General features: G+C 71.6%; 12 protein-coding genes. 2 read left to right on the top strand and 10 right to left on the bottom strand.

Annotation, left to right across the window (positions count from 1 at the left end; genetic code table 11):
- Positions 1-5: 5 nt before the first annotated feature.
- The 7 genes from AC5Y4Z_RS13635 to rimP form a co-directional block, all read right to left on the bottom strand.
- The gene (locus AC5Y4Z_RS13635; RefSeq protein WP_499964539.1) at positions 6-1,349 is read right to left on the bottom strand and encodes an MATE family efflux transporter; all 1,344 of its coding nucleotides are present in this window, start codon (positions 1,347-1,349) and stop codon (positions 6-8) included.
- Positions 1,346-2,353, bottom strand: a complete 1,008-nt coding sequence (locus AC5Y4Z_RS13630; RefSeq protein WP_499964537.1) for a DHH family phosphoesterase — start codon at positions 2,351-2,353, stop codon at positions 1,346-1,348. Before AC5Y4Z_RS13630 ends, AC5Y4Z_RS13635 begins: the two co-directional genes overlap by 4 nt.
- Positions 2,328-2,810: a 30S ribosome-binding factor RbfA gene (gene rbfA / locus AC5Y4Z_RS13625; RefSeq protein ID WP_499964535.1), complete on the bottom strand. Its 483-nt coding sequence runs from the start codon at positions 2,808-2,810 to the stop codon at positions 2,328-2,330. The genes AC5Y4Z_RS13630 and rbfA overlap by 26 nt, the downstream gene beginning before the upstream one ends.
- Positions 2,810-5,521, bottom strand: coding sequence for a translation initiation factor IF-2 (gene infB / locus AC5Y4Z_RS13620; protein ID WP_499964533.1), 2,712 nt, complete (start codon positions 5,519-5,521; stop codon positions 2,810-2,812). Before infB ends, rbfA begins: the two co-directional genes overlap by 1 nt.
- A 102-nt stretch (positions 5,522-5,623) precedes the next feature.
- A complete protein-coding gene (locus AC5Y4Z_RS13615) occupies positions 5,624-5,839 on the bottom strand; it encodes a YlxR family protein (protein WP_499964836.1) in 216 nt (71 codons plus the stop codon).
- 152 nt (positions 5,840-5,991) lie between these two features.
- Entirely contained in the window at positions 5,992-7,035 is a 1,044-nt protein-coding gene (gene nusA / locus AC5Y4Z_RS13610; RefSeq protein ID WP_499964531.1) for a transcription termination factor NusA, read from the bottom strand.
- Positions 7,032-7,562 carry a ribosome maturation factor RimP gene (gene rimP, locus AC5Y4Z_RS13605; protein WP_499964529.1) on the bottom strand — a complete coding sequence of 177 codons (531 nt, stop codon included), beginning with the start codon at positions 7,560-7,562 and terminating at the stop codon, positions 7,032-7,034. The genes nusA and rimP overlap by 4 nt, the downstream gene beginning before the upstream one ends.
- 166 nt (positions 7,563-7,728) lie before the next feature.
- Between rimP and AC5Y4Z_RS13600 the strand changes: the two genes are divergently transcribed.
- Both AC5Y4Z_RS13600 and AC5Y4Z_RS13595 read left to right on the top strand, forming a co-directional pair.
- Positions 7,729-8,259: a twin-arginine translocation signal domain-containing protein gene (locus tag AC5Y4Z_RS13600; protein WP_499964527.1), complete on the top strand. Its 531-nt coding sequence runs from the start codon at positions 7,729-7,731 to the stop codon at positions 8,257-8,259.
- The gene (locus tag AC5Y4Z_RS13595; protein WP_499964524.1) at positions 8,256-8,702 is read left to right on the top strand and encodes a ferritin-like domain-containing protein; all 447 of its coding nucleotides are present in this window, start codon (positions 8,256-8,258) and stop codon (positions 8,700-8,702) included. Before AC5Y4Z_RS13600 ends, AC5Y4Z_RS13595 begins: the two co-directional genes overlap by 4 nt.
- A gap of 3 nt (positions 8,703-8,705) precedes the next feature.
- Here AC5Y4Z_RS13595 and AC5Y4Z_RS13590 read toward each other — a convergent pair whose 3' ends face one another.
- From AC5Y4Z_RS13590 to cobA, 3 genes are all read right to left on the bottom strand, one after another.
- Positions 8,706-10,454 (bottom strand): proline--tRNA ligase, encoded by a 1,749-nt coding sequence (locus tag AC5Y4Z_RS13590; RefSeq protein ID WP_499964522.1) that lies wholly within the window; start codon positions 10,452-10,454, stop codon positions 8,706-8,708.
- A gap of 108 nt (positions 10,455-10,562) precedes the next feature.
- Positions 10,563-12,170, bottom strand: coding sequence for an MFS transporter (locus AC5Y4Z_RS13585; RefSeq protein ID WP_499964520.1), 1,608 nt, complete (start codon positions 12,168-12,170; stop codon positions 10,563-10,565).
- Between the two features lie 33 nt (positions 12,171-12,203).
- Positions 12,204-13,406, bottom strand: coding sequence for a uroporphyrinogen-III C-methyltransferase (gene cobA / locus AC5Y4Z_RS13580; RefSeq protein WP_499964518.1), 1,203 nt, complete (start codon positions 13,404-13,406; stop codon positions 12,204-12,206).
- Between the last annotated feature and the right edge of the window lie 5 nt (positions 13,407-13,411).

Genomic DNA, 13,411 nt, shown 5'->3' with positions numbered 1-13,411 from the left:
CGCGGTCAGTCTTGCGTGACCGCCCAGCGGCCGGTCGACGTCCGCCAGCCGACGAATATCAGCCGCAGCACGACGAAGGCGCTCAGGCCAGCCCAGATGCCCGCCAGACCCCACCCGAATATCAGCGAAAGCCAGATCAGCGGCAGGAAGCCGACCAGCGCGCTGATCACGGTGGCGGTGCGCATGAAGGCGGCATCGCCGGCGCCAAGCCGCACGCCGTCCAGCGCGAAAACCGCTCCCGCAAAAGGCAATTGGGCCACCAGGAACCACCACGGCACACCGATCGCGGCCAGCACCGGATGGTCGCCGGTGAACAGCCGGGGCAGCGTGGAAGAACCCGCCGCGAACGCCGCGGCCAGCAGGGCGGCGGCCGCCGTCGAGAACACCGTCACCCGCCGGGCCACCGATTTGGCGTGCGGCGCGTCACCGGCGCCCAGCGCAGCCCCCACCAGCGCCTGCGCCGCGATCGCCAGCGAATCCAGCACCAGCGCAAGGAATTCCCACAGCTGCAGCACCACCTGATGCGCCGCCAGCGCCGAGGCGCCGAAGCGGGCGGCCACCGCGGCGGCCGAGACGAAGCACGCCTGGAACGCCAGCGTTCGCACCACCAGGTCGCGGCCAAGCACCAGCTGGGCCCGCAGCACGCCGCGGTCCAACCGCAGCGGCGCCCCCTCGGCCAGCAGCGCGCGCCCGAACAGCGCGGCGGCCAGCCACTGCCCCGCCACGTTGGCCACCGCCGAGCCGGCCAGGCCCAGCCGGGGCAGCCCCAGCCAACCGAAAACCAGCAGCGGGCACAGCAGCGCCGAAAGGCCGAAGCCCGCAGTCACATACCGCAACGGGCGCGCGGTGTCCTGCACGCCGCGCATCCAGCCGTTGCCGGCCAGCGACACCAGGATCGCCGGGGCGCCCAGGATGGCGATCCGCAGCCACGGCAACGCCGCGACGGCGATGGCCTCCCCTCCCGCTGAGCGCCCCGATTGATCGCCGGCGATGACCGCCACCAGCGGCACCGCCACGGTCTGAATCACGACCACGGTCAACGCGCCCAGGCCCAGCGCCATCCACGTCGCCTGCACGCCCTCGACGACGGCCGCCTTGCGCTGGCCGGCACCGAAGCGGCGCGCCGAGCGCGCGGTGGTGCCGTAGGACAGAAACGTCAGGTCCGACCCGACCAGGCCCAGCACCAGGGCCCCGATGGCCAGCCCGGCCAGGCTCAGCGCGCCGAGCCGGCCGACGACCGCCGTGTCGAACAACAGATAGAGCGGCTCGGCGGCCAGCACGCCGAGCGCGGGCAGCGCCAGGGCGGCGATGCGGCGGGCGCCCGCGGCGGGTGGATCCCCCTCGGTCACCCGAGGGCGGCGCGCAGCGACGCGACGGCGTCGTCGATCGAGCCGGCGGTCGAGTAGCCGGCGGCCAGCCGGTGGCCGCCGCCGCCGAACGCGGACGTGACCGCCGCCAGGTCGACCTCGGCCTTGGCCCGCATCGACACCGACCACTGCCGCGGGGCGACCTCCTTGAACACCGCCGCCACCTCCGCCTGCTGCGTGGTGCGCACGATATCGACGATGCTCTCGACTTCCTCCGGCCGAGAGCTGACCCAGTCCTGATGCCCGACGACCGCGTAGACCAGCCCGCGACCGCCCGCCGCGTCGGGCAGCAGCTGCGCCGACGCCAGCACCCGCGACAGCAGCGGCAGCCACACGAAGGGGTGGGTGTCCATCAACGTGCGGCTGATCGCGGCGTTGTCGACGCCGACGTCGACCAGCCGCGCCGCCAGCCGCAACGCGCGGGCGCTGGCCCAGCGGAACGAGCCGGTGTCGGTCGTCAGGCCCGCGTAGATGCAGTGCGCGACCTCGGGGTCGATCGGCTTGCCCCAGGCGTCGAGGATGTCGGCGATCATCATCGTGGTCGAATCCGCCGCCACGTCGATGAAGTTGGCGGTGCCGAACAGGTCGTTGGAGGCGTGGTGGTCGACGACCAGCAGCTCGCGGCCCGGACCGGCCAGGTCGGCCAGCTGCCCCAGCCGCTTGAGGCTCGGAACGTCAACGGTCACAACCAGTTCGGCGTCGCGGCGCATCTCGTCCGGGGCCACCAGCAACCGGCGGCCCGGCAACGAGGCCAGCGACTCAGGCAGCGTGTCGGGCGCGGCGAAGCTGACCTCGACGCGCTTGCCGCAGTTGTCCAGCACCAGGGCCAGCGCCAGCCCGGCGCCGATGGTGTCGGCGTCGGGGTGGACGTGGGCGACCACCGCCACCGACTCCGCGCGCGACAGCAGCTCGACGGCGCCGTGGGCGTCCACGGATAACCCCGCCGCCGCGCCGGCCAGTTCAGTCGTCGGGTCGATCGCCGTCACCGGTGTCTCCGTCGCGTGCGTCGTTGCCCCCGCTAACCCGGTACGGATCGGCCTCCCCGGCCGGCTTGGCGCCCGAGCGAACCCGCGCCAGATCGGCGTCCGCGGCGCGGGCGCGCTCGAGCAGCTCGTCCATGTGCTGCACGTGGTCGGCCGTCGTGTCGCGGGTGAACGTCAGCGTGGGCGTGAACCGCACGCCGGTGCCCGCCCCGACCTTGGTGCGCAGCGCGCCCTTGGCCCGCTCCAGCGCGGCCGCGGCGCCCGCGTAGTCGGGCTCGTCGTCGAGCGTGCGGCCCATCACCGTGTAGAACACCGTCGCGTCGTGCAGGTCGGCCGTCACCTTGGCGTCGACGATGGTCACCCCGTCCAGCCCCGGGTCCTTGATCTCGAACTCGATCGCCGAGGCGACGATCGTGAAGATCCGCTTCGCCAGCCGGCGCGCCCGGGCGGGATCCGCCATTAGGAGCGTTCTTTCTGCACGAGCTCGTAGGACTCGATGATGTCGCCTTCCTTGATGTCGGAGTAGCCAAGCGTCATACCGCATTCGAAGCCCTCGCGGACCTCGGTCACGTCGTCCTTCTCCCGGCGCAGCGAGTTGATCGTCAGGTTCTCGGTGACCACGATGTTGTCCCGCAGCAGCCGTGCCTTCGCGTTGCGGCGCACCACGCCCGAGCTGATCATGCAGCCGGCGATGATGCCCACCTTGGAGGACCGGAAGATCGCCCGGATCTCGGCGCGACCCAGCTGGTTCTCCTCGTAGATCGGCTTGAGCATGCCGCGCAGGGCCTTCTCGATCTCGTCGATCGCCTGGTAGATCACCGAGTAGTAGCGGATCTCCACGCCCTCGCGGTTGGCCAGCTCGGTCGCCTTGCCCTCGGCGCGCACGTTGAAGCCGATGATGATCGCGTCCGAGGCCGACGCCAGGTTGACGTTGGTCTCGGTGATGCCACCGACACCGCGGTCGATGACGCGCAGCGCCACCTCGTCGTCGATCTCGATGCCCATCAGGGCCTCTTCCAGCGCCTCGACCGTACCGGCGTTGTCGCCCTTGAGGATCAGGTTCAGCTGGCTGGTTTCCTTCAGCGCCGAGTCCAGGTCCTCCAGGCTGATCCGCTTGCGGCTGCGCGCGGCCAGGGCGTTGCGCTTGCGGGCGCTGCGCTTGTCGGCGATCTGGCGGGCGATGCGGTCCTCGTCGACGACCAGCAGGTTGTCACCGGCGCCGGGCACCGACGTGAAGCCGATGACCTGCACCGGCCGCGACGGCAGCGCCTCTTCCACGTCGTCGCCGTGCTCGTCGACCATGCGGCGCACGCGGCCGTAGGCGTCGCCGGCGACGACGGAGTCGCCGACGCGCAGCGTGCCGCGCTGCACCAGCACCGTGGCCACCGGGCCGCGGCCGCGGTCCAGGTGCGCCTCGATCGCCACGCCCTGCGCCTCCATGTCGGGGTTGGCCCGCAGGTCCAGGGCCGCGTCGGCGGTCAGCAGCACCGCCTCCTCGAGGGCCTCGATGTTGGTGCCCACCTTCGCCGAGATGTCCACGAACATCGTGTCACCGCCGAATTCCTCTGGCACCAAACCGAATTCGGTGAGCTGCCCGCGGATCTTGGCCGGGTCGGCGCCCTCCTTGTCGATCTTGTTGACCGCCACCACGATCGGCACGTCGGCCGCCTGCGCGTGGTTGATGGCCTCCACCGTCTGCGGCATCACGCCGTCGTCGGCGGCGACCACCAGGATGGCGATGTCGGTGGCCTTGGCGCCGCGGGCACGCATGGCGGTGAACGCCTCGTGGCCCGGGGTGTCGATGAACGTGATCAGCCGCTCGGTGCCGTCGAAGTCGACGGCCACCTGGTAGGCGCCGATGTGCTGGGTGATGCCGCCGGCCTCGGCCTCACGGACGTTGGCCTTGCGGATGGTGTCCAGCAGCCGGGTTTTACCGTGGTCGACGTGGCCCATCACGGTCACCACCGGCGGACGGGTCTGCAGGTCCTCCTCGGTGCCCTCGTCCTCGCCGTAGGTGAGGTCGAAGGACTCCAGCAGCTCGCGGTCCTCGTCCTCGGGAGACACGACCTGGACGACGTAGTTCATCTCGCTGCCCAGCAGCTCGAGCGTCTCGTCGCCGACGGACTGGGTGGCCGTGACCATCTCGCCGAGGTTGAACAGCGCCTGCACCAGCGAGGCCGGGTTGGCATTGATCTTGTCGGCGAAGTCCGACAGCGACGCGCCGCGTGCCAGGCGAATGGTCTCGCCGTTGCCGTGCGGCAGCCGCACGCCGCCGACGACCGGCGCCTGCATGTTCTCGTATTCGGCGCGTTTTGCCCGCTTGGACTTGCGGCCGCGCCGGGGCGCGCCGCCGGGGCGGCCGAACGCGCCGGCCGCGCCGCCGCGCTGGCCGGGGCGGCCACCACCGCCGCCGCCGGGACGGCCGCGGAAACCGCCCGCGCCGCCGCCGGGCGGGGCGCCGACCCCGCCGCCACCGCGGTAGTTGCCGCCACCGCCGTCGCGACCGCCCGGTCCGCCGGGCCGGCCGCCCCCGGGTCGCGGGGCACCGGGCCGCGGTGGGCGGCCCTGCGCCGCGGCGCCACCGGGCCGCGGCGGCATGCTGCCGGGCGAGGCGCCCGGGCGCGGCGCGCCCGGTCGCGGGGCACCGGGCCGGGGCACCGGACGCGGGATGGGCCGGTCGACGGGCTGCGCCGACGAGAACGGGTTGTTGCCGACGCGCGGGGTGCGGACCCCCGGCTTCGGGGTCGGGCCGGGCCGCGCGCCCGGCGCCATGCCGGGGTGGGCGCCGGGTTGTCCCGGGGCCGGGGGCGCCGGCTGCCCGGCCTGCGGTGGCCGCCCGGGGGCGGGGGTCGCCGGGGGCGCGTCGGCGGTCACCGAACCCGCCGCCGCAGCCGGTTGGGCGGGCGCGGCGGCCTCGCCGTTGCCGGCGGCCTTGCCGACCGCCTTGTCGAGGGCCTTGTCGAGTGACTTGTCGGGCGACTTCGCGGGCGCCTTCTCGGGGGCCGGCTTGCTGCCGCCGAACGACTCGCGCAGCCGGCGGGCCACCGGCGCCTCGACCGTCGAGGACGCGGATTTGACGAATTCGCCCTGTTCGCTCAGCCGGGCGAGGACTTCCTTGCTGGTGACACCGAGTTCCTTGGCCAACTCGTGTACGCGGGCCTTACCTGCCACTACATCTCCTGTCTATGAGGCGACAGTCGGGTGGGCGGCCGCGCCTCGGGTTTAGCTATGACGCATTGTCATCGGGACTTCACGGTGTGCTCATGTTCTTTGCTACCTGTTCTGTTGCCGGGGCGAGTCGTGCACCTGCAAGTGCTCGACCACCGCGGAGGTGTCCGGTGAACCGGTGATGCGCAACGCTCTGGTGAAAGCCCGCCGCCGGATCGCCTGTCGCACGCAGTGCGGTTCGGGATGCAGCCACGCACCCCGCCCCGGCAGGTTACTCCTGCTGTCAACGATCACGGCATATTCGCCGTTCCCCGTCGACACAGCCACCACTCGAAGCAGTTCGGCGGCCAACTCTCGCTTCCGGCACCCCACGCACGTCCGCACCGGTCCGCCGGGGCTTCTGTGCGCCAAGTCCGAAGGCTCGCGCTGGATCACGCGCTAGTTTAGCGCCCCCCGACCGGAGCTCCGAACGGCTAGCGGTCGTGCGCCACCGGATGGCCCGCGCCGTGTTCGGGCTGGCCCTCGGCGTGCCCCGGGGAATCCCCGCGGATGTCGATGCGCCACCCGGTGAGCCGGGCGGCCAGCCGGGCGTTCTGGCCCTCCTTGCCGATGGCCAGCGACAGCTGGAAATCGGGCACCACCACGCGGGCGGCCCGGGCGGTCTGGTCGATGACCGACACGGAGACCACCTTCGCCGGCGACAGCGCGTTGGCGACGAAGCGGGCCGCGTCGTCGTCGTAGTCGATGATGTCGATCTTCTCCCCGGACAGCTCGCTCATCACGTTGCGGACCCGCTGCCCCATCGGCCCGATGCACGCGCCCTTGGCGTTCAGGCCGGACACGTTCGAGCGCACCGCGATCTTGGAGCGGTGACCGGCCTCGCGGGCCACCGCCACGATCTCCACCGACCCGTCGGCGATTTCGGGGACCTCCAGCGAGAACAGCTTGCGGACCAGGTTGGGGTGGGTGCGCGACAGCGTGATCAGCGGCTCGCGGGACCCGCGCGTCACCCCGACGACGTAGCAGCGCACCCGGTTGCCGTGCTCATAGCTCTCGCCGGGCACCTGTTCGGCGGCCGGGATGACGCCCTCGGAGGCCTTGGTCTCGGTGCCCATCCGCACGACGACCAGGCCGCGCGCGTTGGCCCGGCTGTCGCGCTGGATGACGCCCGCGACGATCTCGCCCTCGCGGGTGGAGAACTCGCCGTAGGTGCGCTCGTTTTCGGCGTCGCGGAACCGTTGCAGCATCACCTGACGCGCGGTCGTCGCGGCGATGCGGCCGAAACCCTCGGGGGTGTCGTCCCATTCGCTGATGACGTTGCCGTCCTCGTCGGTCTCGCGGGCGATCACCTTCACGACGCCGGTCTTGCGGTCGATTTCGATGCGGGCCTCGTTCTGGTGGCCCTGGGTGTGCCGGTAGGCCGTCAGCAGCGCGGATTTGATCGTCTCGAGCAGCTCGTTGACCGAGATGCCCCGGTCCACCTCGATCGCGTGCAGCGCGCCCATGTCGATGTTCATGTTGCGGCCTCCGTCCGGTCGGCCCGACCACCCGTCGCCAGTTCCATCTCCGCCTGAGCGGGCTGTGAAAACTCAACCTGCACAACGGCTTTCGCGATATCGACGAGCGGGACCTCGCGCAGCGCCCAGTCGCGTCCGGCCCGGACCACCAGCGTGACCGCGCCGTCGCGGGTCTGGCCCAGCCGGCCGGTCAGCCGCGATCCGTCCGACAGCGCGATCTCGGCCTTGCGGCCGCGGGCGCGGCGGAAGTGCTTCTCGGTGGTCAGCGGGCGGTCCACGCCGGGCGAACTCACCTCGAGCACATAGTCCCGAACGCCGTTCAGACCGTCCAGCAAAGCCGAGGCCGAGCGCGACAGGGCGGCGATGGTGTCCAGGTCGAGGGGGTCGTCGCCGTCGGCGATCACGGTGATCCGCGGGGGGCGCGCCCGGGTGTCGATGACCACGTCTTCGATTTCGTAGCCGGCGCGCACGAACTCTCCGTCGAGTAGCTCGATCACCTGCGTCTGTGAAGGTAGCCCGGTGGTCACGGCGAGCTCCTCATCTTGAGTTGTCCGGTCATCTGGCGGAGGAGCCACCCAGGTGGCTTCCGGGCGGCTTCCGGTCTAGTCAGCTATCCACGATACGCCAGGAATCGCCTAGAACGGGCGGACGCGGCGTGATCGGCGGGTGGTCGCCACGTGGCAGGATGTTGCTGTGTCCAGCGCAGCGCCCGTCACCAACAGGCGGGGTGTGCTCGCCGGCGCCGCGGCCCTCGCTGCGCTCGGGGTGGTCGCCTCCGCCTGCGGCGAGTCCCCGCCCAAGCCGCCGCCCGTCGAGAACCTGTTGGGGCCGTTGGACCAGGCCCGCAAGGACAGCGCGCTCGCCGGTGCCGCCGCCGCGGCCCTCGGCACCGCGCCCCAGATCGCGGCGGCGCTGACCGTCGTCGCCACCCAGCGCGCCGCGCACGCGCGAGCCCTGTCCACGGAGGTCTCGCGGGCCGCCGGCAAGCTCAGCTCCCCCTCGTCGAGCGAGACGACCAGCCCCAGCGCGGCCCAGCCGTCGGGTCCGCCGCCGCCACCGCCGCCGGTGTCCGACGTGATCGATTCGCTGCACGCGTCGGCCGACAGCGCCGCGCGCCTGGTGGCCACCGAATCGGGCTACCGCGCGGGGCTGCTGGCCTCCATCGCCGCGTCCTGCACGGCGTCCTACCAGGTGGCGCTGGTGCCGGGGGGCCCGTCGATATGAGTTCGGGCAAGGACGCCGACAACGCCGCGCTGTGCGACGCGCTGGCCATCGAACACTCGACGATCTACGGCTACGGCATCGTGTCGGCGATGTCGCCGCCCAGTGTCAACGGCATGGTGGTCGAGGCCCTGACCCAGCACCGCCAGCGCCGCGACGACGTGATCGCGATGCTGGCCGCCCGCCAGGTCAACGCGCCGGTCGCCGCCGCGGGCTACCAGCTGCCGCTGCTGGTGGGCAGCGCGGCGGACGCGGCGCGGCTGGCGGTCCGGATGGAGAGCGACGGCGCGATCGCGTGGCGCGCGGTGATCGAGCGTGCCGAGACGGCCGGCGACCGCGCGTTCGCCTCGACAGCGCTGACGCAGAGCGCGGTGATGGGCGCCCGGTGGAACCGGGTGCTGGGCGCCTGGCCCATCACGACGAGCTTCCCCGGCGGCAACGAGTAGCGACTACTGGTTCAGGGCCGCCGCGACGTCGGCGGCCAGGGAGGGGCCCACGACCAGCTCGCGGGTCTGTCCGGAGAAGCGGTCGCGCAGTTCGACCACGCCGTCGGCCCAGCCGCGCCCCACCACGACGATCCAGGGCACGCCCAGCAGCTCGGCGTCCTTGAACTTCACCCCCGGCGACGCCTGCCGGTCGTCGAGCAGCACGTCGATGCCCAACCGGTCCAGGCCGGCGGCCAGCTCGGTCGCCCCGGCGCGGGCCTGGGCGTCCTTGTTGGCGATCACCAGGTGCACGTCGAACGGCGCGACCGCCGCCGGCCAGCGCAGCCCCAGCTCGTCGTGGTGCTGCTCGGCGATGACGGCGACCATCCGCGACACCCCCAGCCCGTAGGAGCCCATGGTCAGCCGCACCGGCTTGCCGTCCTCGCCCAGCACGTCGACGGTGAAGGCATCGGTGTACTTGCGGCCGAGCGAGAAGATGTGGCCGATCTCGATGCCGCGCGCGGAGACCAGCGGGCCGGCGCCGTCCGGGGACGGGTCGCCGTCGCGCACCTCGGCGGCCTCGATGGTGCCGTCGGCGGTGAAGTCCCGGCCGGCCACCAGCCCGACGACGTGGCGGCCGGGCTCGTCGGCCCCGGTGATCCAGCTGGTGCCGTCGACCACGCGCGGGTCGACGAGGTAGCGAACACCGTTGTCGCGCAACGCCTTCGGGCCGATGTAGCCCTTCACCAGGAACGGGTACTTGGCGAAGTCGGCGTCGTCGAGCAACGCGTAGTCGGCCGGTTCCAGCGCGGCGCCCAGCCGCTTGTCGTCGACCTCGCGGTCGCCGGGCACCCCGATGGCCAGCAGTTCCCAGTCCCCGCCGGGCTGGCGAACCTTGAGCAGGACGTTCTTCAGGGTGTCGGCGGCGGTGACGGTGCGGCCCAGCCCGGCGGTGTTGGCCCACTCGACCAGGGTGGCGATCGTCGGGGTGTCGCCGGTGTCGTGGACGACGGCGTCGGGCCGGCCGTCGATGGGCAGCGCCTCGGGGCGCGCGGTGACGACCGCCTCGACGTTGGCCGCGTACCCGGACTGCAGGCACCGCACGAAGGTGTCCTCGCCGACCTCGCTTTCGGCCAGGAACTCCTCCGACGCGCTGCCGCCCATCGCCCCCGACACCGCGGACACGATGACGTAGCGCACCTGGAGCTTTTCGAAGATGCGCTGATAGGCCTCGCGGTGCGCGTGGTAGGCCGCCTTGAGCCCGGCGTCGTCGACGTCGAAGGAGTACGAGTCCTTCATCACGAACTCCCGCACCCGCAGGATGCCCGCCCGCGGGCGCGCCTCGTCGCGGTATTTGTTCTGGATCTGGAACAGCAGCAGCGGAAAGTCCTTATACGAGCTGTATTCGCCCTTGACCGTCAGCGCGAAGAGCTCCTCGTGGGTGGGACCCAGCAGGTAGTCGTTGCCGCGGCGGTCCTTCAGCCGAAACACGCCGTCGCCGTATTCGGTCCAGCGGTTGGTCGTCTCGTACGGGGCGCGCGGGAGCAGGGCCGGGAACAGGATCTCCTGGCCGCCGATCGCGGCCATCTCGTCGCGCACGACACGCTCGATCTTGCGCAGCACCCGCAGCCCCAGCGGCAGCCAGCTGTACAGGCCCGGCGCGACGGGCCGGACGTACCCGGCCCGGATGAGCAGTTTGTGGCTGGGCACTTCGGCGTCGGCGGGATCGTCGCGCAGGGTGCGCAGGAACAGCTCGGACATCCGGGTGATCACAGCGGGCAAGCCTAGCCTGCGCCGATTGGCATCGCGAAAGTGCAACCAGCGACGCGTTTTCCGAGTGGCGCAGTCGGTAGCGGCACCCTCGCGGGCGGCCTGGCGGCGTTACAGCTCGCCGGCGTCGATCGCGTCCTTGACCTCTTGCGCGTGCGCGACCTGCTGGGGGGTGTAGCCGATGAACAGCGCCGCGCCGCCGACGATGACGGCCACGCCGGCCACCCACAGCAGGCCGTAGGTGTAGCCGTGGTCCAGCGCGCCCAGCTGGGCGTCGTTCATGAACTTCACCGGGCCGGTGGTGCCGCCGAGGTACAGGGTGCGGGAGGTGATGACGGCCTGGATGACGGCCAGCACCAGCGGCCCGCCCAGGCTCTGGGCCATCAGCGCGATGGCCGACACCGGGCCGATCTGGTCGAAGCCGACCCCGGCGATCGCCGACAGCGTCAGCGGGACGACGGCCATGCCGATGCCGATCCCGCCGATGATGATGGGCAGCACCAGGTTGGGGAAGTACGGCACGCCGCGGTGCATGAAAAACGAGCCGTACAGCATCGCCCAGAACAGCAGGATGCCGCCGCCGATCGTCAGCACCCGCGGCGAGAACCGCGACACCAGCTGCGAGGACGCGCCGAGGCCGATGCCCATCGCGATGACGAACGGGATGAAGCCGATGCCCGCGTGCAGCGCGCTGTAGCCCAGGATGTCCTGCACGTACAGGCCGATGCACACGGTCAAGGTGAACATGAGCCCGCCGGCCAAGAAGATCGCGATGAAGGTGATCAGCCGGTTGCGGTCGCGGAACAGACGGAACGGCACGACCGGGTTTTCGGCGCTGCGTTCCACCACGACGAAGGCGAGGGCGGACGCCAGCGCCACGCCGGCCGAACCGAGGGTGGTGACCGAGATCCAGCCCTTTTCCGGGCCCATCGAGAAGGCAAACACGGCCGCGGTGCACGCCAGCGTGGCCAGCACGGCGCCGGTGGCGTCGAGCTTCATCCGCTCCCGGTTGGTTTCCCGCAGCGCGGTGCGGGCCAGGTAGATCATCACCAGGCCGATCGGCACGTTCACCAAAAAGGCCAGCCGCCAGGAGAACTCGGTCAGCGCGCCGCCGACCACCAGGCCCATCACCGAGCCGACGGCGGTCATCGCGGCGAACACCGCCGTCGCGGCGTTGCGCGCCGGTCCCTTCGGGAAGGTGGTCGCCACCAGCGCCAGACCGGTCGGCGAGGCGATGGCCGAGCCGATGCCCTGCAGCAGCCGGGCGATGACCATGGTCGCCTCGTCCCAGGCCACCGCGCACAACACGGAGGAGATGGTGAACAGCGCGACGCCGACGATGAAGGTGCGTTTGCGCCCGATGGTGTCGCCGAGGCGCCCGCCGAGCAGCATCAGCCCGCCGAACGTGAGCACGTAGGCGGTGATGACCCAGCTGCGGCCGGCGTCGGACAGGCTCAGCTCGTTCTGGATCTTGGGCAGCGCGACGATGGCGACGGTGCTGTCCATGGTGGCCAGCAGCTGCATGCCGCCGATGGCGATCACGGCGGCGATGAAGCGCCACGAGGGCATCCAGGCCGGGTAATACCGGCTGATCCGTGATGAGGCGGTCTCGGAGGCGGTTTCGGACGGGCGCGTGGTGCGCACCGGGGCCGGACGATCGGGGCGTGCGGATGCGGCCAGGTTCTGGCCCGCGCGCTCTGTGTCGTTGAGAGCCGTCATAATGGGTTACCTTACAGTAATCTTAAGAATCGTTTAAACGCCGAACGCAGCAACCGGGCCGATGACGATGATCGCGGGAGGTCGGATCCCCTCCGCGCGGATCTTCTCGGGCGTGTCGGCGAGGGTGGCCCGCAACGTGTGTTGAGCAGCCGTTGTGCCGTGCTGGACCACCAGCACCGGCGTATCCGCAGGTCGGCCGCCTTTGAGCAGGACGTCGACGAAAAGTTCGATGCGTTCGACGGCCATCAGCAAAACGATGGTGCCCCGCAGGGCCGCCAAAGCGTCCCAATTCACTAACGATTCGGGGTGGCCGGGCGCGACGTGGCCGCTGACCACCACGAACTCGTGGTTGATGGCCCGATGCGTGACCGGAACACCCGCCAGGGCGGGAACGCCTATGGCGCTTGTCACACCCGGCACCACCGTCACCGGGATCCCGGCCTCGGCGCACGCCAGCACCTCCTCGTAGCCGCGCGCGAAGACGAAGGGGTCGCCGCCTTTGAGGCGGACGACGAACTGGCCCGCTTTCGCCCGCGCGATCATGACGTCGTTGATCGCGTCCTGGGCCATGGCCCGCCCGTACGGGATCTTGGCCGCGTCGATGACCTCCACCTGCGGGGGCAGCTCGGCGAGCAGTTCGGGGGGCGCGAGCCGGTCGGCGACGACGACGTCGGCGCGGGCCAGCAGGCGGCGGCCGCGCACGGTGATCAGCTCGGGGTCGCCCGGGCCGCCGCCGACCAGCGCCACGCCGCCCTTTACGACGTCGTCGCTCTCGGGGCTTTCGGTGATGATGCCCCGCTGCAGGGCCTCGCGGATGGCCGAGCGGATCGCGGCCGAGCGGCGGTGCTCGCCGCCGGCCAAGACCCCCACCGACAACCCGGCGTAGTCGAAGGTCGCCGGGGTCACCGCGGTCCCCTCGACGGCGATGTCGGCGCGCACGCAAAAGATCTGGCGGCGTTCGGCCTCGGCGACGACGGCCGCGTTCACCTGCGCGTCGTCGGTGGCCGCGATCGCGTACCAGGCCCCGTCCAGGTCGCCGTCGCGGTATTCGCGCACCGACAGCGTGATTCCGGCCATCGCCTCGACGGCCGGGGTGGCGCTGCGCGAGATGAGGTGGACGTCGGCGCCGCTGGCGATGAGCAGCGGCAGCCGGCGCTGGGCGACGCTTCCCCCGCCGACCACCACGACCTTCTTGCCGGCCAGCCGCAACCCGGCCAGGTAGGCGTTCTCGGTCACCGGGC

It is taken from the genome of Mycobacterium sp. NGS63, assembly GCF_059812295.1.
The sequence above is the reverse complement of the archived record's forward strand: the minus strand, read 5'-3'. Positions and strand labels throughout refer to the sequence as shown.

Bases quoted from the DNA above. Each gene is read 5' to 3' on its own strand.
- rbfA (WP_499964535.1), bottom strand. From the start codon at position 2,810: ATGGCGGATCCCGCCCGGGCGCGCCGGCTGGCGAAGCGGATCTTCACG.
- AC5Y4Z_RS13595 (WP_499964524.1), top strand. From the start codon at position 8,256: ATGAGTTCGGGCAAGGACGCCGACAACGCCGCGCTGTGCGACGCGCTG.
- nusA (WP_499964531.1), bottom strand. From the start codon at position 7,035: ATGAACATCGACATGGGCGCGCTGCACGCGATCGAGGTGGACCGGGGC.
- AC5Y4Z_RS13585 (WP_499964520.1), bottom strand. From the start codon at position 12,170: ATGACGGCTCTCAACGACACAGAGCGCGCGGGCCAGAACCTGGCCGCA.